At 69.2% G+C, this 19,820-nt stretch carries 19 protein-coding genes; 13 read left to right on the top strand and 6 right to left on the bottom strand.

Annotated elements, in window-relative coordinates; genetic code table 11:
- The first annotated feature begins 41 nt into the window (after positions 1-41).
- The 3 genes from BLT27_RS00820 to BLT27_RS00810 all read left to right on the top strand — a co-directional run bounded on the left by BLT27_RS00820 (position 42) and on the right by BLT27_RS00810 (position 3,423).
- On the top strand, positions 42-587 hold the full coding sequence (locus BLT27_RS00820) for a hypothetical protein (protein WP_089731130.1): 546 nt from the start codon (positions 42-44) through the stop codon (positions 585-587).
- Positions 584-1,183: an IMPACT family protein gene (locus BLT27_RS00815; RefSeq protein WP_089731129.1), complete on the top strand. Its 600-nt coding sequence runs from the start codon at positions 584-586 to the stop codon at positions 1,181-1,183. Before BLT27_RS00820 ends, BLT27_RS00815 begins: the two co-directional genes overlap by 4 nt.
- Before the next feature lie 146 nt (positions 1,184-1,329).
- On the top strand, positions 1,330-3,423 hold the full coding sequence (locus BLT27_RS00810; protein WP_089731128.1) for a S9 family peptidase: 2,094 nt from the start codon (positions 1,330-1,332) through the stop codon (positions 3,421-3,423).
- A 3-nt stretch (positions 3,424-3,426) separates the two neighbouring features.
- Here the strand turns inward: BLT27_RS00810 and BLT27_RS00805 are convergent, their stop codons facing one another.
- The 3 genes from BLT27_RS00805 to upp all read right to left on the bottom strand — a co-directional run bounded on the left by BLT27_RS00805 (position 3,427) and on the right by upp (position 7,588).
- On the bottom strand, positions 3,427-6,276 hold the full coding sequence (locus BLT27_RS00805; protein ID WP_089731127.1) for a hybrid sensor histidine kinase/response regulator: 2,850 nt from the start codon (positions 6,274-6,276) through the stop codon (positions 3,427-3,429).
- Positions 6,277-6,659: 383 nt separating this feature from the next.
- Positions 6,660-6,869, bottom strand: a complete 210-nt coding sequence (locus BLT27_RS00800) for a DUF7569 family protein (RefSeq protein ID WP_089731126.1) — start codon at positions 6,867-6,869, stop codon at positions 6,660-6,662.
- 41 nt (positions 6,870-6,910) lie between these two features.
- Entirely contained in the window at positions 6,911-7,588 is a 678-nt protein-coding gene (gene upp, locus BLT27_RS00795; protein ID WP_089731125.1) for a uracil phosphoribosyltransferase, read from the bottom strand.
- A 108-nt stretch (positions 7,589-7,696) separates the two neighbouring features.
- Between upp and BLT27_RS00790 the strand changes: the two genes are divergently transcribed.
- Together BLT27_RS00790 and BLT27_RS00785 are read left to right on the top strand one after the other, a co-directional pair.
- Positions 7,697-8,389 (top strand): DUF5828 family protein, encoded by a 693-nt coding sequence (locus BLT27_RS00790; RefSeq protein ID WP_089731124.1) that lies wholly within the window; start codon positions 7,697-7,699, stop codon positions 8,387-8,389.
- A 180-nt stretch (positions 8,390-8,569) separates the two neighbouring features.
- The gene (locus BLT27_RS00785) at positions 8,570-9,760 is read left to right on the top strand and encodes an inorganic phosphate transporter (protein ID WP_089731123.1); all 1,191 of its coding nucleotides are present in this window, start codon (positions 8,570-8,572) and stop codon (positions 9,758-9,760) included.
- Between the two features lie 196 nt (positions 9,761-9,956).
- On the opposite strand, the gene BLT27_RS00780 is transcribed toward BLT27_RS00785, so the two are convergent.
- Positions 9,957-11,384 carry a hemolysin family protein gene (locus BLT27_RS00780; protein WP_089731122.1) on the bottom strand — a complete coding sequence of 476 codons (1,428 nt, stop codon included), beginning with the start codon at positions 11,382-11,384 and terminating at the stop codon, positions 9,957-9,959.
- A gap of 126 nt (positions 11,385-11,510) precedes the next feature.
- Here BLT27_RS00780 and BLT27_RS00775 point away from each other — a divergent pair, with 126 nt between their 5' ends.
- From BLT27_RS00775 to BLT27_RS00760, 4 genes are all read left to right on the top strand, one after another.
- On the top strand, positions 11,511-11,771 hold the full coding sequence (locus tag BLT27_RS00775; protein ID WP_089731121.1) for a glutathione S-transferase N-terminal domain-containing protein: 261 nt from the start codon (positions 11,511-11,513) through the stop codon (positions 11,769-11,771).
- Positions 11,771-12,286, top strand: coding sequence for a redoxin domain-containing protein (locus tag BLT27_RS00770; protein ID WP_089731120.1), 516 nt, complete (start codon positions 11,771-11,773; stop codon positions 12,284-12,286). The genes BLT27_RS00775 and BLT27_RS00770 overlap by 1 nt, the downstream gene beginning before the upstream one ends.
- Before the next feature lie 57 nt (positions 12,287-12,343).
- On the top strand, positions 12,344-12,928 hold the full coding sequence (locus BLT27_RS00765; protein WP_089731119.1) for an L-threonylcarbamoyladenylate synthase: 585 nt from the start codon (positions 12,344-12,346) through the stop codon (positions 12,926-12,928).
- Positions 12,929-12,992: 64 nt separating this feature from the next.
- Positions 12,993-13,457 carry a GyrI-like domain-containing protein gene (locus tag BLT27_RS00760; RefSeq protein ID WP_089731118.1) on the top strand — a complete coding sequence of 155 codons (465 nt, stop codon included), beginning with the start codon at positions 12,993-12,995 and terminating at the stop codon, positions 13,455-13,457.
- Between the two features lie 15 nt (positions 13,458-13,472).
- On the opposite strand, the gene BLT27_RS00755 is transcribed toward BLT27_RS00760, so the two are convergent.
- Both BLT27_RS00755 and BLT27_RS00750 read right to left on the bottom strand, forming a co-directional pair.
- Positions 13,473-14,126, bottom strand: coding sequence for a Dna2/Cas4 domain-containing protein (locus BLT27_RS00755; RefSeq protein WP_089731117.1), 654 nt, complete (start codon positions 14,124-14,126; stop codon positions 13,473-13,475).
- A gap of 25 nt (positions 14,127-14,151) precedes the next feature.
- Positions 14,152-14,748, bottom strand: coding sequence for a helix-turn-helix domain-containing protein (locus BLT27_RS00750; RefSeq protein WP_089731116.1), 597 nt, complete (start codon positions 14,746-14,748; stop codon positions 14,152-14,154).
- Positions 14,749-14,958: 210 nt separating this feature from the next.
- Between BLT27_RS00750 and BLT27_RS00745 the strand changes: the two genes are divergently transcribed.
- The 4 genes from BLT27_RS00745 to BLT27_RS00730 all read left to right on the top strand — a co-directional run bounded on the left by BLT27_RS00745 (position 14,959) and on the right by BLT27_RS00730 (position 19,635).
- Positions 14,959-17,109: a heterodisulfide reductase-related iron-sulfur binding cluster gene (locus BLT27_RS00745; RefSeq protein ID WP_089731115.1), complete on the top strand. Its 2,151-nt coding sequence runs from the start codon at positions 14,959-14,961 to the stop codon at positions 17,107-17,109.
- A 77-nt stretch (positions 17,110-17,186) separates the two neighbouring features.
- Positions 17,187-18,074 (top strand): ArsR/SmtB family transcription factor, encoded by an 888-nt coding sequence (locus BLT27_RS00740; protein WP_089731114.1) that lies wholly within the window; start codon positions 17,187-17,189, stop codon positions 18,072-18,074.
- Between the two features lie 276 nt (positions 18,075-18,350).
- Positions 18,351-18,926 carry an IMP cyclohydrolase gene (locus tag BLT27_RS00735; RefSeq protein ID WP_089731113.1) on the top strand — a complete coding sequence of 192 codons (576 nt, stop codon included), beginning with the start codon at positions 18,351-18,353 and terminating at the stop codon, positions 18,924-18,926.
- A gap of 49 nt (positions 18,927-18,975) precedes the next feature.
- Positions 18,976-19,635 (top strand): metallophosphoesterase family protein, encoded by a 660-nt coding sequence (locus BLT27_RS00730; protein ID WP_089731112.1) that lies wholly within the window; start codon positions 18,976-18,978, stop codon positions 19,633-19,635.
- Positions 19,636-19,820: the final 185 nt, after the last annotated feature.

Genomic DNA, 19,820 nt, shown 5'->3' with positions numbered 1-19,820 from the left:
CGAACCGACGCGCTATTGGGCTCGGCGGCCGGAGTTCTGGTATGGACGAGAACGTCGAGGTCGCCCTGCGCTTCACCGCGGCGCAGCTCGCGGCCGCGACCGCGGGCATCCACCTCTGGATCGGCCTGCGCCCGCTGCTCCTGTACGCGCAGGTCGGCGAGCCGCTCACCGACCCGCGGCAGGCACTGTTCGTGCTCTCCTCGCTCGCCGTGCTCGTCGGCATCGGGCTGGCCGCGTACGGCCTCCGCCGCGACTACGTCTACGGACTCGGCATCGTCATCGCGCTGACGTACATCGTCGGCTGGCTGCTGCTCGGCGGCCACCCCGAGGGCAACGAGGTCATCGCCTACGCCTGGGAGTCAACCGGCCACACCCACGGCTCGACGCTCGGCACGCTCGTCGAGCATCTGTTCGGCTCCATCTGGCTCGTGACGACGAAGACCATCGAGACGGTGCTGCTCGCCATCCTGCTCGTGCTGCTCTACCACGAACGGTTCGGCGACGACACCCCCGACGGCGCGGCCGACGACACCCCCGACGGCGCGGCCGACGACACCCCCGACGGCGACGCGGAGGCGGCCCCGTGACCGGGGACACCTACCTGACCGTCGCCGGCCCGGCGCGCACCTCCTTCACCGTGCAGGGCTCGGAGTTCATCGGCCACATCAGGCCCGTCGAGCGCGTCGACGCCGCCGAGGCCTTCGTCGACGAGATCCGCGCCGAGTACGACGACGCGACGCACAACGTCCCGGCCTACCGGGTGCGCGCCGACCCGTTCCGCGAGTGGGCCAGCGACGACGGCGAACCCTCCGGGAGCGCGGGCAAACCCGCGCTCAACGTGCTCCAGGGCCAGGAGGTCGAGAACGTGGTCGTCGTGGTCACGCGCTACTACGGCGGCACGAACCTCGGCGTCGGTGGCCTCGTCAGCGCCTACGGCCAGTCGGTCAAGGACGCGCTCGACGCCGCGGGGGTCGTCGAGGAGCGCCCGCACGAGGCCGTCGGCGTCACCGTCGACTACGACGATTCGGGGACCGTACGGGGCATCCTCGAGGGCTGGGACTGCGAGTTCGACGCCGACTACGCCGAGCGCGTCAGCTTCGACGTGCGGGTCCCCGTCTCGGAGGCGGAGGCGCTCCGGGACCGACTCCGCAGCGCGACGAGCGGCCGCGTCGAGCTGTCGTAGCGGCTCGACTCACCAGCACGACGTGCGGCGGTGCGACCGTGAACGGTGCGCGACTCGAGGCGCGACGTGCGAGTCCGCCGACTCCGCCACGACCAGCCGGTTCTCCGAACCGAACGCCTAACCCACGTGCAACCGAACGCAGGGCCATGGATTCCATCGAGGCGAGCGATTTCCACGAGCTCGCGAGCGTCTCGGAGCCACGGGTCGCGCCGGGGGGCGAGCGGGTGGCGTACGTCCGAACGGTACCCGAAGACGACGAGGAGTACGAGGCGACGGTGTACGTCGCGCCGGTCGGGGGCGGCGAGTCGCGGCGGTTCACCGTCCGCGAGGGGGAGGACGCCGCGCCCCGCTGGTCGCCGTCGGGTGATCGGCTGGCGTTCACGAGCACCCGCGGCGAGGGCGACCGGAGCCAGCTGTGGGTTGTTCCGGCCGACGGGGGCGAGGCGCGACAGGTCACCTCGGTCGTTGGCGGGGTCGCCGCGCCGGTCTGGAGCCCCGACGGGAGCCGCGTCGCGTTCGTCCAGCAGGTGGCCCCGGACGACCGCGAGGCGGGGCGGGACCGGTGGGTCGACGAGGAGTACGAGCCGGCGGAGCCGGACCCGCGGGTCGTCGACCGGACGGTGTACCGGGCCGAAGGGCGGTACCTCGACCGGAAGCGGCCGCAGGTGTACGTCGTCGACGTGGACGAGGCGGGGGCGGTGGCGGCCGACGAGGAGCGTGCACGCGCGGCGGTGACGCGAGTCACCGACGTCGAGGCGGACCACTTCTCGCCGACGTGGGCGGACGCGGAGACGCTGTACTTCGGTCGGCAGGTGCCCCGCGAGGGCGAGGCGGATGCCGACGACGCGATCCGGATCGAGATCCGACGCTGTGACCCGGCCGAGCCCGGTGACGGCGAACTGGTCACGCGCGACGAGGGCTGGGGCGGGTTCGTCCGGGCCGCGAGCGACGGCCGGGTCGCGTACTTCCACACGCCCGAGGAGCGCTCGACCCTGCAGCAGACAGAGGTCCGGGTGTACGACCCCGCGAGCGACGAGACGCGGACGCCGACGGCGGGCGTGGACCGGACGATGGCGTACCACTCGGTGCTGGAGTGGGGGGCCGACGAGGAGCGGCTGTACGTCACCACACCCGACGAGGGCTCGGTGGTCCTCCGGCGGTTCCCCTGGGACGCCGACGACGGCGACGGCGCGCCGGACCCGTCGACGGTCGTCGCCGGCGAGGGGATGGACGTCGACGCGGCCCACGTCGGCCGGGACGTGCTCGCCTACACCGCCAGCGAGTGGGACCATCCCGGCGACGTGTTCGTCTCCACGCCGGGTGGTGGCGAGGGGAACCGGCTCACCCGTGTCAACGCGGACGTGCTCGACGGCGTCGCAGTCCCCCAGCCCGAAGCGCTGCGGTTCGAGAGCGGCGGCCACGAGATACAGGGCTGGCTGCTGACGCCGCCGGACGCCGACGGGGCGAGCCCGCTGGTCGTGAACGTCCACGGTGGGCCACACATCATGTGGTCCGACTCCGGGACGATGTGGCACGAGTTCCAGTCGCTCGCGTCGGCGGGCTACGCCGTCTTCTTCTGCAACCCGCGCGGTTCGGCGGGCTACGGGGCCGCGTTCATGCAGGCAATCGAGGGCGACTGGGGCGACGTGACCGGCGCGGACGTGCTCGCCGGCGTCGACCACGTCACCGACAGCGGAGCCGTCGACGCCTCGAACGTGTTCCTCACCGGTGGCTCCTTCGGCGGCTACCTCACCGCGTGGCTCGCCGCGACCAGCGACCGGTTCGACGCGACGGTCGCCCAGCGCGGCGTCTACGACCTGCTGGGCTTCTACGGGTCGACCGACATCGCGTACCACCTCGTCGAGGGCGACTTCGGCACCGACCCGTGGGACGACCCCGCTTTCCTCTGGGAGCACTCGCCGGTCGCCCACGCCGACGACATCGACGCGCCGACGCTCGTCCTCCACGCGGAGAACGACTTCCGGGTGCCCGTCGACGGGGCCGAGTTCCTCTTCCGGGCGCTCCGGAAGACCGGCACCGACACCCGGTTCGTCCGCTACCCGCGCGAGGGCCACGAGCTCTCCCGGTCGGGCGAGCCCTGCCACGTCGTCGACCGCATCGAGCGCATCCGGCGCTGGTTCGACGGCTACAGCGACCACCACGACGCCCCACCCGCACTGGGGCGAGCGCCCGACGCCGGGCTGTCGGCGGGTGACGACGACGAACCCGAGGGGAACTGAGCGCTACTCGGTCGCGGTCTCGACACCGGTGAACTCGAACCGCGCACCGCCGGCCTCGCTCTCTGTCACCCGTATCGACCAGTCGTGCGCGTCTGCGACCTGCTCGGCGATGCTGAGCCCGAAGCCCGTCCCGTCGGCGCTCGTCGAGTACCCCGTCTCGAACACCTGGTCACGCGCGGACTCGGGGATACCCCGTCCGTCGTCGGCGACGTAGAACCCGTCCGGCAAGTCCCCGACGGTCACCGTCAGCCCGGCGTCGGTCGCCGACCCGTCCCCGTCGGTCGTCGCGTCCTGCGAACCGGTGGCGGCGGCGTCGTGCCCGTCGCCCGGGTTCCCGTGTTCCACCGCGTTCCGGAACAGGTTCTCGAACAGCTGTCGGAGTCGCGCCTGGTCGGCCCGGATCGTCCGGTCCGTCTCGGCGACGAGGGACGTGCCGCGCGTATCGACGCTCCGCCAGCAGTTCGCCACGAGCGGTGCCAGCTCGACGTTCGTGACCTCGCTCAGCGTCTGCCCTTCCCGGGCGAGCGTCAGGAGGTCCTCGATGAGCGCCGCCATCCGGTCGTGTGCACGCTCGACCCCGTCGAGGTGCTCGCTGTCGCACTCCTCGGCGACCAGCTCGAGGTTCAGGCTCGCCACGTTCAGCGGGTTGCGCAGGTCGTGGCTGATGACGCTCGCGAACTCCTCCAGGCGCTCGTTCTGGCGCTGGAGTGCCGCCTGGCGCGACTGGAGGTCGGCCCGCTGTGCCCGGGACTGGAGCGCCGTCTCCCCCGCGGTAGCCAGGATACGCGCCAGGAACTCGTCGGTGTCGTCGAGCGCTCGCGGCACGGTCTCGCCGACCGAGATGGTCCCGAACTCGCCCATCGGGAGCAGCATGACGCTCCGCAGGCCGGTGCCCTTGTCCGCCACGTCGTCGAACGTCTCGATGTCGTCGATGATGCGGACCGTGCCCGACTCGTAGGTCTCCCAGTTCACGCTGTCGTCGTCGGGGGTATACAGGGGGCGCTCCGGCAGCACGTCGTCGACCTGGTCGGTCTGTGCGACCGGGACGAGCCCGCCCTCGTCGGCGTCGTACAGCCGGACGACCGTGAGCGAGAAGCCGAGTATCTCCTCGGCGGCCTCGGCGATGCGCTCGGTCACCTCCCGTGTCGAGTCCGCGCGGATGAGGTCGCGCGTCGCCTCGTGGAGCAGCCCGAGGCGGTTCTCCCGCGTCCGGAGCGTCTGCTCGCGGTCGACGCGGTCGAGCGTCGCCTCGAGGTTGTTCGCGAGTATCTCCGCGAGGAGCCGGTCGGTGTCGGTGAACGCCTGCGGGGCCTTCGACGAGATGATGAACACTCCGTGGTCGCCGAGCGGGTAGACGGCGACGCTCTCCGCCGGGCTCTCCTCGGTCACCCGGTCGGAGTCCGAGAGGGAGTCGACGGACACCGGGTCGCCACTCCGGTAGGCCTCCCAGACGAGCGCCGCCCGCGAACCGGGGGCGCCGCCCCGCTCGAACCGGGGCGGGTCGGGGAAGACGTCCGGCACGGAATCGGCCACGGCGACCGCCTCCAGTGCCGACCCGTCGTCGCTCAGGAGGTGGATGCCGCTCAGCGGGGCGTCGATGATCTCGTCCGCTGCCGCGACGGCGTAGCCGGTGCTCTCCTCGACCGTCTCCGTGTACATCAGCTCCTGAGTGCGCTCGCGGAGCTGCTCCAGCTTCCGTTCTCGTTCGACGCGCTCGGTGATGTCCTGGGTCATCACGATGCCCGCGAAGACGGCTCCCCCGTCGTCCCGGACGGGGATGGTGTACACCCTGAACACCAGGTCCTCGTACGCCACCCGTCGCTGGCAGGTCTCGCCGTCGAGCGTCGCCTCGTACATCTCCCGCTTGGTCGCGCGCGTCTCGCCCTCGAACACCTCGTCGACCCGGTTGCCGACGTAGGTCTCCCGGTCGACGCCCGGACGCGAGAACAGGCCGCCGTCCGCGCTCAGGTAGCGGAGCTCCGTGTCGAACACGAGGACCGCTCCGTTCGGCAGGTTCCCGGCCAGAGCGCGGTACCGATGCTCGCTGCGCTCCAGCTGTCGTTCGCGCGCCCGCTGCTCGGAGACGTCGCGGCTGATGGCGACGAACCGGTCGGCCCCCTCCAGGTCGAGCCGTTTCAGGTGGACCTCGACCGGGAACGTCGAGCCGTCGCGACGCTCGTAGGTGCTCTCGAATCGACGGCTGTCCCCGACGGCCATCTCCTCCCAGATGTTGGCCGCCTGGGCGGGAGTGAGCGTCCGGTCGAGCTCCCAGACCTTCATCCCGGTGAGTTCGTCGTGCTCGTAGCCGGTCGCCTCGCAGAGCTTCGCGTTCGGGTCGAGGATGGACCCGGACGCGTCGTGGACGTTGACCATGTCCGGGGAGTCCTCGAACAGCACCTCGAGCCGGGCGGTCGTCTCCTCGAGGCGTCGCCGCCGTCGCTCCGCCTCGTCGGCCGACCGACGGGCGGAGACGGCGTTCCCGATGCGGTTCGCGAGGATGGTGTACTGGTCGCTGCCGGTGCCCTTCTGGAGGTAGTCCGTCACGCCGGCCGAGATAGCCTCGCTGGCGACCTCCTCCGAGCCCTTCCCCGTGTAGAGGACGAACGGGAGCGGCCCGTGACGCTCACGGACCGCCGCCAGGAACTCGATGCCGTTCTGTCCGGGCATGTCGTAGTCGGAGACGACGCAGTCCACGTCGCCGTCGTCGAGCAGTGCCAGGCCGTCGGCTGCGCTCGTCGCCGTCCTGACGGTCAGCCGCTCGTCCTCCCGTTCGAGTTGCGTCGCGACGAGCTCGGTGAACGCCGGGTCGTCGTCGACGTGGAGGACGGTGGTTGTGTCGGCGGTATCTGACATGTCGTCCTCTGGTTTCTTTGTGTACCTTCAGAGCGGCTAGACTAAAGGTGTACCCGCCGACGCGAGCGCTCGAGCGGCGACGGAAACACCGCGCTCGCGGCCGTCGCCGGCTACGGCGCACGGACCCCGCCGTGACCACCGTCCAAGTGAACTATTGCCAAACATGGGTGCGTTTCGCGCGGAGAATTTCACCCGGCACCGCCACTCAGTCGTGTGGTTCGGAGCCGAAACGGAGGGGTTCGAATCCGCGTCCACATGGATGCTATACTTTCACACAGTAGCGCTTCCGTCGGCTACAGAGCACACTAACGGGTCGTTTCGCCCGGAGAAATTCCACGCCGCCCCCGACGCAAGCGGGCGTGTTCGACACGAAGTGAAGGGGTTCAGTCCACGATGATATCGTCGTCGTCGATGTCGACCGACGAGCCCTCGTCGGTCCCCATCTCGTGCTGGTAGCGGTCGATCCAGTCCGCGAAACAGTCGGGGCAGAGCCGCTGTGCGTCAATCTGCGTGCGGTCGACCGCCAGCTGGACGGTCCGTGAGAGCGCGTCGCTGACTGGCTCGCCGCAGTCGTCACACGGGTCCTCGGTCATGGGCGGACCGTCGCACCGGGTGGTTAAAGACGTTCAGGTCCTCACGTGGTCCGGAACGCGCGGTCGCCCGCGTCGCCCAGCCCGGGGACGATGAAGCCGTTGTCGTCGAGGTGGTCGTCGATAGCGACGGTGAGCAGGTCGGCCTCGGGGAACTGCTCGCCGACGCGGATGAGACCATCGGGCGCGCTGACCGCCGAGAGCACGATGAGGTGCTCCGGGTCGGGGGCCTGCTCGGTGACGTGGTCGAGCACGGCGTTCATCGTCGAACCCGTCGCGAGCATCGGGTCGGCGACGATGACGGTGTCCTCCTCGTTGATCTCCGGCAGCTTCACGTAGTCGATGGTGATGGGGAACTCGCCGTCCTCGTTGCGCCCCGCCTCCTCGTCGCGCGAGGCCGAGATGACGCCCTGGCGAGCGCGCGGGAACGCCTTCAGCAGCCCCTCGACGAACGGCGTCGCGGCGCGCAGGACGTTGATGATGACCACGTCGTCCAGCCCCTTCACGCGCTCACCCATCGTCTTCTCCAGCGGCGTCTGCACCTCGACGTACTGCGTCTCCATCCGGCCGTCGATGATCTCGTAGCCACAGATTCGGCCGAGCTTGACCAGGCCCTTGCGGAACGCGACCTGTTCCGTCTCGACGCTGCGGAGCTTCGTGAGCGTGTCCGTCGCCAGTGCGTGGGTGACGAGGTACGCGTCGCCACGGTCTTCGATGGTCATACACCCACCAGCGCGGCCGAACCTGTAAAATCGTTCGATTCGCGCCCTGCTACCCCGTGACTCCCTGGAAAGTTTATCAGTGATGGGGGCATAGGCCGGTGCAAGCCGATGGAAGAGAGCATCTCCGGGTTCAAGATCCGCGGGACCTGGCCCGAGGTCGTCGAACACGGCGAGCGCGTCACCAGAGCACTACGCGACCTCGACGTGAACGACGGCGAACAGGCAGACGCCTTCGCCGAGTGGAACGAGTGGCGACCGAAGGTCACCGAGGACATCGACGAGGACGTCAGCGAGAAGACCGCCGAGCAGGCCAGCGTCGACGAGGGCGAGGGCGAGAAGGCGGGTAAGGACCCCAACGAGGACGTCCAGACCGCCGGGGAGAAGCTCTCGCAGTCCTACGAGAACCTGGAAAACGGTGACACCGACTCGGCCGTCGACAAGTGGAACGAGTCCATCGAGTACGTCGCCCGCGCCGCCGACTCCGTCGGTCGGAAGGCGCTCCGCAAGGTCGAGGACACCGTCTACCAGCGCGTGATGACCCAGCTCGCCCCGTACTACTTCGACAACGAGCTCGTCAGCGCGAACCTCCAGCAGTCCGCCGGCGAGGACGACGAGTTCATCTTCGAGGTCAACATCAACGACGAGGAGATCAAAGCGCAGGTCGGCGACCGCCTCTACGAGTACGAGGACACCGTCGACCGCTGGCACGTCGACGTCGAGAAGGACACCACGCACGTCGAGGCCGCCGAGGGCGTCGAGCCGCCGCCGTCCGAGGACCGGTCGAAGCCCTCGACGAACTGACCGCCCCCGACGCTACTCTGGACGGTTCCCCTGGCGAGCGGCGCAACTCGCGAGCGGGCAGCGCGGTTCGGGTTGCCTGGCCGGAGTGCTGTCACGCCGGCAGCAGCGGCGGACACACGAACCAGCAGCGACGGCCGGGAGGCGACACCGTCTTAAAGTACCCAGCCGAGGCTCCGAGCAATGGTAGGAACCGCGACGGTCGCGACGTTCCTCGTCGCGGGACTGGCGAGTCTGTTCATGGCGTGGTCCATCGGCGCGGGCTCCTCGGGCTCGACGCCGTTCGCACCGGCGGTCGGCGCGAACGCCATCTCGGTGATGCGGGCGGGGTTCTTCGTCGGCATCCTGGGGTTCGCAGGCGCGGTGCTCCAGGGGCAGGGCGTCACCGAGGCAGTCGGGAAGGAGCTCATCGGTGGGCAGGTGACCACACTCTCCGCGGAGGCGGCCACGGTGGCGTTGCTCGTTGCCGCGGTGCTCGTCGCGGTTGGCATCTTCACGGGCTACCCCATCGCCACCGCGTTCACCGTCACCGGCGCTGTCGTCGGCGTCGGCCTGGCGATGGGGGGGACGCCGCAGTTCGCCAAGTACGCGGAGATATCGACACTGTGGATCCTGACGCCGTTCCTCGGCGGCGGTGCGGCGTACACGACCGCACGGGCGCTGCGCGGCGACGCACTGGAGGAGAGCTTGCTCGTCCCGGTGCTGGCCGGCCTCGTCGGTGCCCTCCTCGCGAACGTCGAGTTCGTCCTGCTCGGACCGCCCGGCGAGAGCGCCTCGCTGGCGGCGGCCATCGCGCCGTCGCTCCCGGGCCCGCAACTGGTCGCGACGGTGGTCGTCACGCTCCTCGTCGCCGCCGGCATCGCACTGGCGCTCGCGTGGGACATCTCGCGCGACCAGGCGGCGGCACAGCGCCGGTTCCTGCTCGCCCTCGGTGGGCTCGTCGCGTTCTCCGCCGGCGGGAGCCAGGTCGGCCTCGCCGTCGGACCGCTCGCGCCGCTGCTCTCCGAGTTCGACGTCCCCCTCGTTGCGGTGCTCGTCGGCGGCGGCCTGGGCCTGCTCGTCGGCTCGTGGACGGGCGCGCCACGGATGATCAAGGCGCTCTCGCAGGACTACTCCTCGCTCGGGCCGCGCCGCTCCATCGCCGCGCTCATCCCGAGCTTCGCCATCGCGCAGATCGCCATCTTCTTCGGCATCCCCGTCTCGTTCAACGAGATCATCGTCAGCGCCATCATCGGCAGCGGCTACGCGGCCGGCGGGAGCGGCGTCAGCCGCGAGAAGATGGTGAAGACGGTGCTCGCGTGGGTCGGCTCGCTCGCGCTCTCGTTCGCGGTCGCGTACGCCGGCTTCGCGGCCGTCGACGCGCTGCTGCTCTGAGCGGGGACCGTCGCTCGGGACAGTCGTGAAGCGCGACGACGCCCCGTCCGGAACCGCCGAGGACCGCCTTCCGGGCGGTGGCGCGTCGCTGGCCCCTGTCCGGGAACAGAGCGACGTTTGAACTGTTCGTTGCTGGAAACAGCTACGGTCCGGGACGGCTGACCACCGAATCGCGCGCCCGTCGGGACCGAGCCGGCTACTCCGGCTGGAGCTCGTCCGGCTCGGCGTCGGGGTCGTCGCCCGGCTTGGCGTCGGGGTCGTCACCCGGCTCGCCGTCGCTGGTACCGATGCGAGCGAGGCGAGCCTTCATGATGCGGGTGTTCTCGACCTGCTCGACGGTGATCTGGATGCCGTCGTAGGTTATCTGCTCGCCCTCCTCGACGAGGCGGCCCGCGCGGTTGAAGATGAAGCCGGCGATGGTCTCGAACTCCTCGCCCTCCGGGAGCTCGATGTCCATCGCCTCGTTGACGTCCTCGATGTTGAGCTCGCCCTTGACCAGGAAGGTGTCGTCGTCGACGGACTCGATTGGCTCTTCCTCCTCGCCCTCCAGTATCTCGCCGACGATCTCCTCGATCATGTCCTCCATCGTCACCAGTCCCTCGGTGGTGCCGAACTCGTCGATGACGATGACCATGTGCATGCGGTTCTCGCGCATCTCGGCCATGAGCTCGTCGACGTTCTTCGACTCGGGCACGTGCAGCGTGGGCTGGATGAGGTCCTCGAGCTCGATCTCCTCTGGCTCCGTCTCGCCGTAGTTGTTATCGCGGACGAGGTCGCGGATGTGGACGACGCCGATGACGTTGTCGAGGCTGCCCTCGTACACCGGAACCCGGGCGTGGCCCGAGTGGATGGCCGTCTCGATGGCCTCGTCGATGGCGGCGTCCTTGGGCACGCCGGTCATGTCCAGCCGCGGCGTCATCACCTCCTTGGCGATGGTGTTGTTGAACCGGAAGATGCGCTGGAGCATCTCGCGCTCGTCCTCCTCGATGACCCCCTCGCGCTCGCCCGTCTCGATCATGTCCTGTATCTCGTCGCGGGTCACGTAGGAGGTCTCGATGGCGGAGCGACCACCCGTGACCTTGTTGACCAGCCGGGTGAGGTAGTCGAAGAGGACGATGAGCGGGAGCAGGAGGTACTCGGAGAACTTCAGCGGGCGGGCGATGCGCAGCGCCCACGACTCCGTGTTCTCGACGGCGTAGCTCTTCGGCGCGCTCTCGCCGAACAGCAGGACGAGCGCGGTGATCCCGAACGTCGACGCGGCGACCGCCAGCGCCTGACTGTCGAGGTAGATGCCGAGCAGTCCCGTCGCGATGGAGGTCATCGCGATGTTGACGAGGTTGTTCCCGACGAGAATCGTCACCAGCAGCCGGTGTGGGTCCTTCTTGAGTCCGGCCAGTGTCCGTGCACCGGGGTTGCCGTCCTCGACCAGGGCGTCGATGCGGTGTTTCGCCAGGGAGAACATGGCGATCTCCGAGGAGGAGAAGAAGGCCGACAGCCCGAGCAGGACGAGGATCGACAGTGCGCCGAGAATCCCGATGATGTCCCGCGAAAGTTCGATACCGAGCAGTGGCACCTCGTACAGTGCGGGGAGCTCCACGGACGCGAGACTAAGCAATGAACCCATTCGACAGTGAGCCTTGGTCGCCCCCGGGATTAACTCTTTTCTTGTTTCCTGACCGGTTCGGCCGGTTCGAACCGGGTGACTGCCGCGAGCGAAGGCCTTTCGGACGCGTCGCACGTACCGGTGGGTATGTCAGACGGCCCAGCCATCACGCTCTACCGGCTCCAGGCGTGCCCGTTCTGCGAGCGCGTCGTCCGCGTGCTCGACGAGTACGACCTCGACTACAGCTCGCGGTTCGTCGAACCGCGACACTCCCGTCGTAACGTCGTCAAGCGTGTCTCCGGCAAGCGGACGGTCCCGGCCATCGTCGACGAGAACACGGGCGTCACGATGACCGAGAGCGCGAACATCGTCGACTATCTCCACGCGACCTACGGGGGTGAGGCCTGATGGACCTCGGGTTCGACGTCGTCGACCTGCCGGAGACGGACCACGTCGAGGCCGGCGAGACGGCCCCGGATTTCACCCGTCCGCTGGTGAACGAGGAGTACTGGGAGGACGTCTCCCTCTCCGCGCTGACCGACGACGGCCCGGTGCTGCTCGTCGCCCACACGATGAACGGCGCGTTCCCGGCGACGTACACGTGGAACGAGATCCGCGACCGCGACTGGGGCGAGCGCTTCGACGTGCAGGTCGTCGGTATCTCCGTGTCGGACCCGTACGCCCACACGCGGCTCATCGAGGACCGCGACATCGACCACGCGCTGTTCTCGGACCCCGCGGCCGGCGTCGCCGCCGAGTACGGCATCGAGCACGACCTCGACGGGATGGCCGGCGTCACCGAGTTCCGGCCCGCGGTCTTCCTCGTCGACGCGGACCGGACGGTCCAGTACGCCTGGGCCAGCCAGGAGTGGCCGGAGTTCCCCGACTACGACGACGTCGAGGCCGCGCTCGAGGCGCTGTAGGACCCGGGTGGTCGTGGTTCTGACACGCTTTTACGCCTCCCCCCAGTAGCTCCCGCCATGACCGACGTGACACACGCGGGCGAGGTCCTCCGCGAGGGCGGCCTCGTCGTCTATCCCACCGAGACGGTGTACGGACTCGGTGCCGATGCGCTCGACCCCGAGGCCGTCGAGATGGTGTTCGAGGCGAAGGAACGGGCCCGCGACAAGCCCGTCTCGCTGGGCGTCCCCGACGTCGAGACCGCGACGGAGCACGTGCAGGCGACCGACCGCGAGACCGAGTTCATGTACGAGTTCCTGCCCGGGCCGGTGACGGTGCTCTGCCAGCGCCGCGAGCACGTCCCCGACGTCCTGACCGCCGGCCGCGAACAGGTCGGCGTCCGCGTGCCCGACCACGCGACGGCGCTGGCGCTGTACCGGACCGCCGGGACGCCAGTCACGGCGACGAGCGCGAACCTGAGCGGACGGCCCAGCGTCACCGACCCGGCCGACCTCGACGGCGCGTTCCTCGAACACGTCGACCACGTCGTCGACGACGGACCGACCGATGGCACCGAGAGCACCGTCGTCGATGTCGAGCGCGGCGAGATACACCGGCGTGGGGCGCTCGCTGACCCCATCGACGCGTGGCTCGACCGGACGTGACGACCACGAGGGCGTCCCCGGCCGAGGCGACAACCGTCAAGTCGACTGAACCCGTAGTTGCCGCATGACCACCATCGACGACCCACGAATGGTCCACCGTGACGCGTTCACCGTAGTCGGGCTCACGACGCGTGCGACCGACGAAGCCGACCTGGGCGCGCACTGGAGCGACTTCGAGCGACGACACGGCGCGTACACCGACCGCATCAACTCCGACGAGGCGTTCGGCGTCCTGTTCGACTTCGACGCCGGGACCGGCTCGTTCACGTACCTCGCCGGGGTCGAGCCGTCGGACGAGACGGACACCCCAGCATCGCTCGAGCACGTCGAGATACCCGGCGGGACCTACGCCGTGTTCACGGCCCGACTCGACGAGATCGGGACGCTGATGGATCGCGTGTACGACGAGTGGTTCCCGTCGGCGGCGTACGAGCACGGCGACGGCCCCGCGTTCGAGTACTACGGGCCCGACTTCGACCCCACCACCCCCGGGGAGACGCTCGACGTGTTCGTCCCCGTGGCGGAGTGACCGCCAGGCACCGGGCTACAGCCCCAGAAGCGAGCTGAGCGACCGCGTCCGCACGCCGCAGGTGTCGGCGTACTCGCAGGACTCGCATTTCGCGCTGTTTCGCAGTCGCGGCGGCGGACCGTCGATACCCTCGACCGTCCGCATCGCCCGCCGGTAGGCCGCCGTCCGCCGTGCCGTGATGTCGACGCTGCGGACGACGCCGTGGGCCGGATACTCGACGTACGCCCGCTCGACGGGGATCTCGCGCTCCCACGCGAGCGCCTTGGCCGCCGCGACCGCCCACACCGAGTGCGGCTCCCAGACGCCGTTCTCGGGGGGCTCGCCGGGCGAGACCAGCGACGGCTCGGGCGGGCCGGCGAGCACCTTCCCGGCGATGCCGCGACAGTCCCGGCCCGTCAGCAGTACGTCCCGGTCGGCGGGTTCGCAGAGCGCGTCGAACCGGGCGCAGCGCTCGGCGGTGCGCCGAAGCTGCTCGCGGTACGCTGGCGGTGGCAGCGCGGCAAGCCCCGCGAGTTCGTCGTCGCAGTCGCCCTCGAGGACGTCGTCGTACCGATGAGCGAGCTCCTGGACCGCCGTCACCTCGTCGGGGACCGTCCGGTCGGCGCGGCGGGCGTAGTAGAGCTTGCGCGGACAGTACGTCGCCTCTCGGAGGTCGCTGAACGCGAGCACGACCGCTCTGGCCCCGGCTTGCTACTTAAAATGAGACGTCGACCTCGGCGTCCTCCGTCGCCTCGTCGAGCCCGTCGTTCTTCACATCGTCCGTGAGCCCGCCCGTCAGGTCGCTGTCCGCGAGGATGCTGTCGAACTCGGCGCGATACCGGTCGTTCGCACCGCGGGACTCGTTCCGTGCGGCGAGCGCGTCCCGGTAGCGGCGCACCGTCGAGGCGCTGACGCCGAGGTCGTCCGCCACCTCCGTCAGCGGGTCCTCGTCCGCGAGCCTCTCGCGCAGGACGTCGAGGTCGAACGGCGCGTCGAGGTCGCTCTCGCGGAGCAGGTGCAGGTCCATCCGCGCCCGGAACACGGTGTGTCGAGAGACGTCGAGCGTGCGCGCGAGTTCGGCGTCGGTCTCGCCGTCGTAGAAGCCACGCACCAGGGCGCACAGCGCCTCGTCGTCGAAGTCGGCCCGGAACGCGTACCGCTCGCGCATCCCGGTGATGACGTCGGAGAGGCGCTGGCCGACGTCACCCCTGTCCGCGAGCGACCCGCGCGATTCCTCCTGTGACTCCGTGACCGTCTCCCCCTCGGCCACGTCCATGAAGATATCGCGCAGCTCCTCCGTCTTTCTGTCCATCGTGGCGACACAATTACGCGGACGGCCTATAAAAGACTGCGGTCAACTGGTTGGGGTCCGGACCGCCGCCGGTCACCTCGGGCGGAATCGCCGGACGGCAGTCAGCCGACGGTAAACTGGAAACCTGTTCGAGATTCCCGCAAGACGCCGGCGGGATGATATCGGGCAGGTGTGGCAAGATTTAAGCCTTCGTCGTCCGGGTGATAGACTATGACAGTTCCGCCGTTACAGACCCCCGGACGGGAGACGTTCTGGCAGATCGGGCACGTCCAGGAGATACTGTTCTACTTCTTCGCTGCGATGGCGCTGCTGACGTTCGGCTGGGGCGTCTACCGGCGGTTCACGCGGTACACGCGCGGCGCGGAGGACTGGTTCGACCGGACGGACGACATCGCGAGTCGGGTCGTCGAGGCGACGAAGATCGTCGCGACGAACGAGAAGCAGTTCAACCGCGACATGTACGGGGGCCTGATGCACACGTTCATCATGTGGGGCTTCCTGACGCTGCTCATCGGGACCATCATCATCGGTATCGACATCGACTTCTGGCAGAAGGCACTCGGCAACGAGCCGTTCCTCTCGGGGGCGTTCTACCTCTCCTACTCCCTGGTGATGGACGCGATGGGGCTGCTGTTCGTCGTCGGCGTCGGTATGGCCATCTACCGGCGCTACTGGGTGCGCAACGAGCGGCTCTGGGGCAAGCACACCAGCACCGAGGACACCCTGTTCGTCTGGACCCTCTTCCTGCTCGGCGTCGGCGGCTACGTCGTCGAGGGCCTGCGCATCCTCGGCGACGGCGCGGGCAGCACCTCGATGCCGGAGTACGAGATCGTGAGCTTCGTCGGCTGGTTCAGCGCGCGGTCGTTCCAGGCCGTCGGCGTCTCCCCGAGTCTCGCCGCCGACCTCTACCCCGCACTGTGGTGGAGCCACGCCCTGCTCGCGTTCGGCTTCATCGCGCTCATCCCGTTCGCGAAGCCGTTCCACATGATATCGAGCTTCGCGAACGTCGTCACTCGCGACGAGAAGGCCGGCAAGCGCCTCCCCTCGGTGCCGGCGGACCTCGACGCCGAGACGGGCGCGGCGAGCATCGACCACTTCTCGTGGAAGGAGATGCTCGACCAGGACGCCTGCACGAAGTGCGGCCGCTGTTCCTCGGTCTGTCCGGCCAAGGCCTCCGGCCGCAACCTCGACCCGCGTGACGTCATCCTCGACCTGAAGCAGTACCGGGAGAACCTCGAAGCCGGCGGCGACGAGAAGACCATCGTCGCCGACGGCGGCTCCTCGGTCATCCAGGCCGAGACGATGGAGTCCTGCATGTCCTGCATGGCCTGCATGGACGCCTGCCCGGTCGAGATCGAGCACCTCAAGAGCTTCACCCGGATGAACCGCGAGCTCACCGACGCCGGCGAGATACAGCCCTCGATGCAGGAGGTGTTCCAGAACGTGATGCAGAAGGGCAACACCTTCGGTGACCCCAACAGAAAGCGCGGCGACTGGGCCGACGACGTCGAGGTCGACGTGCCCGACGCCCGCGACCAGGAGGTCGAGTACCTCTGGTACGTCGGCGACTACCCGAGCTTCGACGACCGCAACAAGAAGGTCGCCCGCTCGCTGGCGACCATCCTCGACGCGGCCGACGTGAGCTTCGGTATCCTGTTCGACGACGAGAAGTACGACGGCAACGACATCCGCCGCGTCGGCGAGGAGTTCCTCTACATCGAGCTGGCGGGCCACCACGTCGAGTCCTTCGAGGACTGCGAGTTCGAGAAGATCGTCTGCACGGACCCGCACTCGTACAACACCATCAAGAACGAGTACCCGGAGGTCGACTTCGAGGAGTTCGCGGACGACCCCGTGATGCCGTTCGACTACGAGGGCACCTGGAACGCGGACGGCGAGATAGACGTCTACCACTGGACGCAGGTCGTCGAGGAGCTCGTCCCGCAGCTCGGGCTCTCGGGCAACGAGCTGGACTACACCGTCACCTACCACGACCCCTGCCACCTCGGCCGGTACAATGACGAGTACGAGGCCCCGCGCAAGCTCGTGACGGCGACGGGCTGCGAGCTCCACGAGATGCCGCGCAACCGGTCCGACTCGTTCTGCTGCGGTGGCGGCGGCGGTGGCCTCTGGATGGAGCTGGACGAGGAGGAAAAGCCCAGCGAGGAGCGCCTCCGCGAGGCCCTGGAGGACACCGACGCCGGCCAGGCGGTCGAGAAGTTCGTCGTCGCCTGCCCGATGTGCATGACGATGTACGAGGACGGCCGGAAGACCGGCGGCTTCGAGGACGACATCGAGGTCGTCGACGTGGCCGAACTCGTGGTCGAGGCCATCGGCGAGAGCGAGACGGCGGGGCTGTAGCACCCCACAGGACCCCGTTCCCCCGACGCAGGCGGCGCTGGCGGAGTTTTTTGTGGGTTCCGCGACTAGCTCCGGCGATGGCAGCCGACGAGCCGGACAGTGCACGCGACGCCGCCGACGCGTTCTCGCTGCTCGGGGACGCGAGCCGCCTCGCGATCCTCGACGCGCTCCACGAGGCGCGGGGGACGCCGCTCGCGTTCGCCGAGCTGCACCGCCGGGTCGACGTGCGCGACAGCGCGAAGTTCAACTACCACCTCAAACAGCTCCGGCCTCGGTTCGTCGCGAAGGCGGACGACGGGTACGAGCTGACGGCCGCGGGGCGACGGCTCGCCCGCGCGGTCACCGCCGGTCGATACACCGACGAACAGCGGCTCGAGCCGTTCGACATCGCGGGCGAGTGCATCGACTGCGGGGCGAGCGCGCTGTCGGCGGCCTACGAAGACGAGCGGTTCACCGTCACCTGCGCCGGCTGCGACGCGACGGTCCTCGCCGTCCGGATGCCGCCGACGGTCGTCCGAGAGCGCGACCCCGAGGAGGTCGTCGACGCCTTCGACCGGTGGTCCCGGCTCGGAACCGAGCAGGCCGCCCAGGGCCTCTGCGGGGACTGTGGCGGCGTCGTCGAGCCCTCCGTCACCGAGGACGTCCACGAGTCCATCCGGTACGACGCCCTGGCGGTGTTCGACTGCACGGTCTGTGGCCGCCGGACGATGACCTCCTTCGGAGCGCTCGCGTCCCGGCATCCTGATGTCGAGGCGTTCCACAGGGAGCGCGGCATCTCGCTCCGCGAGCGGCCGTACTGGGAGGTGAGCCAGTACGTCACCGACGAGCACGTCGAGTACGTCTCGCGGGACCCGTGGTGCGTCCACGTGCGCTTCCACGCGGACGGCGACAGCTGTCTGGTCGAACTCGACGGCGACCTCGCGGTGGTCCGCACCGAGGTCGTCGAGGGCGTCTCGGAGGACTGAACGGCCGAGCCGGTGGTCATCGGTCCAGAAGCGCCGGCTCTCCGGACGCACCCTGGCGACCGCCGGACCCCGGCGCGAGCCGCGTCCCATCCACTCGGTTCATCCAACGCAACTGCCCAACAGTGGGGCCGACCCGGACCGCGACGAGCCGACCACGCCGGTCGAGCTCTGAAGCGTCCCCGTTCGACGCTGGCCACCGGCCGTGGACCGGGTCGAAGTGGCACGGTACGTGCATATATCGACGGCTTCTTACCGTCGAATTACCCACGTCCGTGTATGTACATCGGACGATTCCTCGTGGTCGGCCCCGACGTGGGCGCGTACCGTGTCTCCTCGCGCTCGTTCCCGAACCGGACCATCTCGCGCCGTGACGACGACACGCTGACCGTCGGCCCCACGGCGGACGCCCCGGAGACGGACAACCCGTACGTGGCGTACAACTGCGTCCGCGTGACCGACGCCGGCGCGGTGCTGGGCAACGGCTCGCACGTCGACCCCGTCGCCGAGAAGCTGGCGATGGGCTACCCGGCCCGCGACGCGCTGGCGACCGCGCTGCTCTCGCTGGACTACGAGAAGGACGACTACGACACGCCCCGCATCGCCGGGGTCATCGGCGACGAGAACGCCTTCGTCGGCATCGTGCGCCGGGACGCGCTGCTCGTCCGCGCGGTCGACGAGCCGACGCTCGTCGCGACCTACGAGATGGACACGCCGGAGGCCTACACGCTCGACGCGACCGACGCCGAGGCGGCCGCCCGCGAGGTGCTCGACGCGGAGTTCGAGCACGCCGTCTGTGCCGCCGGCCTCGTCCGCGACGGCGACGGCTTCGCACTGGCGAGCCTGGACGCCTGAACCGGTCCCACCGGTGGATTGAACGGCCGGGAGCCACTCGGTTGGAGGTATGCGCTTCGGCGTCATCTCCGACGTGCACGCCAACGCGGTGGCGCTCCGTGCCGTGCTCGACGACATGCCGCCCGTCGACGGCCTGCTCTGTGCCGGCGACGTCGTCGGCTACGGTCCCGCCCCCGGCGAGTGCGTCGACGAGCTCGCGGGCCGCGACGTCCCCACCGTCTCGGGGAACCACGACCGCGCGGTCGTCACCGACACCGCGTTCCGGTTCAACGACATGGCCCGCGCCGGCGTCGAGTACGCCCGCGAACAGCTCACCGACGCCCAGCTGGACTGGCTCGCCGACCTCCCGACCGAGCGTCGCGCCTGCGACGGCGACGTCAAGCTCGTCCACGGCCACCCCGACGACCCCGACCACTACACCCGGACCCACGAGTTCTCGTCGAACCTGCTGCGGGGCGAGGCCGTCCTCGTCATGGGCCACACCCACGTCCAGCACCACGAACGCTACGACGAGGGCATCGTGATGAACCCCGGCAGCGTCGGCCAGCCGCGGGACGGCGACCCCCGTGCGGCCTACGCTGTTCTCGACATGGACGCTGGTGAGATCGAGGAACGACGGGTGGCGTACGACATCGAGATGGTTCAGGAGCAGGTGCGCGAGGCCGGGCTGCCCGAGCGGATCGGGGCGCGACTGGCGGACGGGCGGTGAGGAGTTCTGAAGCTGGATATCCAAGCCTGAGCAAAGATTACGGAGAGTTTGGTTAATTAACAGCAGCCGATGGTCTCCGTTTCATCCTCCGAAATTGATGCTTCAGCAGGGGTCTTCCACTTGTAGTTTGTATCCGTTACCCCAACCTCGAAATATGGAGGAGCAGAAGTAAACGCGATTGCGCT

The sequence above is a fragment of the Haloarchaeobius iranensis genome (assembly GCF_900103505.1).
GTDB lineage: Archaea > Halobacteriota > Halobacteria > Halobacteriales > Natrialbaceae > Haloarchaeobius > Haloarchaeobius iranensis.
This window is presented reverse-complemented; position numbering and strand designations above follow the sequence as displayed.

Excerpts from the sequence above, each read along its gene's own strand:
- BLT27_RS00820 (WP_089731130.1), top strand. The coding sequence starts at position 42 with ATGGACGAGAACGTCGAGGTCGCCCTGCGCTTCACCGCGGCGCAGCTC.
- BLT27_RS00810 (WP_089731128.1), top strand. The coding sequence starts at position 1,330 with ATGGATTCCATCGAGGCGAGCGATTTCCACGAGCTCGCGAGCGTCTCG.
- BLT27_RS00805 (WP_089731127.1), bottom strand. The coding sequence starts at position 6,276 with ATGTCAGATACCGCCGACACAACCACCGTCCTCCACGTCGACGACGAC.
- BLT27_RS00800 (WP_089731126.1), bottom strand. The coding sequence starts at position 6,869 with ATGACCGAGGACCCGTGTGACGACTGCGGCGAGCCAGTCAGCGACGCG.
- upp (WP_089731125.1), bottom strand. The coding sequence starts at position 7,588 with ATGACCATCGAAGACCGTGGCGACGCGTACCTCGTCACCCACGCACTG.
- BLT27_RS00790 (WP_089731124.1), top strand. The coding sequence starts at position 7,697 with ATGGAAGAGAGCATCTCCGGGTTCAAGATCCGCGGGACCTGGCCCGAG.
- BLT27_RS00785 (WP_089731123.1), top strand. The coding sequence starts at position 8,570 with ATGGTAGGAACCGCGACGGTCGCGACGTTCCTCGTCGCGGGACTGGCG.
- BLT27_RS00780 (WP_089731122.1), bottom strand. The coding sequence starts at position 11,384 with ATGGGTTCATTGCTTAGTCTCGCGTCCGTGGAGCTCCCCGCACTGTAC.
- BLT27_RS00775 (WP_089731121.1), top strand. The coding sequence starts at position 11,511 with ATGTCAGACGGCCCAGCCATCACGCTCTACCGGCTCCAGGCGTGCCCG.
- BLT27_RS00770 (WP_089731120.1), top strand. The coding sequence starts at position 11,771 with ATGGACCTCGGGTTCGACGTCGTCGACCTGCCGGAGACGGACCACGTC.
- BLT27_RS00765 (WP_089731119.1), top strand. The coding sequence starts at position 12,344 with ATGACCGACGTGACACACGCGGGCGAGGTCCTCCGCGAGGGCGGCCTC.
- BLT27_RS00760 (WP_089731118.1), top strand. The coding sequence starts at position 12,993 with ATGACCACCATCGACGACCCACGAATGGTCCACCGTGACGCGTTCACC.
- BLT27_RS00750 (WP_089731116.1), bottom strand. The coding sequence starts at position 14,748 with ATGGACAGAAAGACGGAGGAGCTGCGCGATATCTTCATGGACGTGGCC.
- BLT27_RS00745 (WP_089731115.1), top strand. The coding sequence starts at position 14,959 with ATGACAGTTCCGCCGTTACAGACCCCCGGACGGGAGACGTTCTGGCAG.
- BLT27_RS00740 (WP_089731114.1), top strand. The coding sequence starts at position 17,187 with ATGGCAGCCGACGAGCCGGACAGTGCACGCGACGCCGCCGACGCGTTC.
- BLT27_RS00735 (WP_089731113.1), top strand. The coding sequence starts at position 18,351 with ATGTACATCGGACGATTCCTCGTGGTCGGCCCCGACGTGGGCGCGTAC.
- BLT27_RS00730 (WP_089731112.1), top strand. The coding sequence starts at position 18,976 with ATGCGCTTCGGCGTCATCTCCGACGTGCACGCCAACGCGGTGGCGCTC.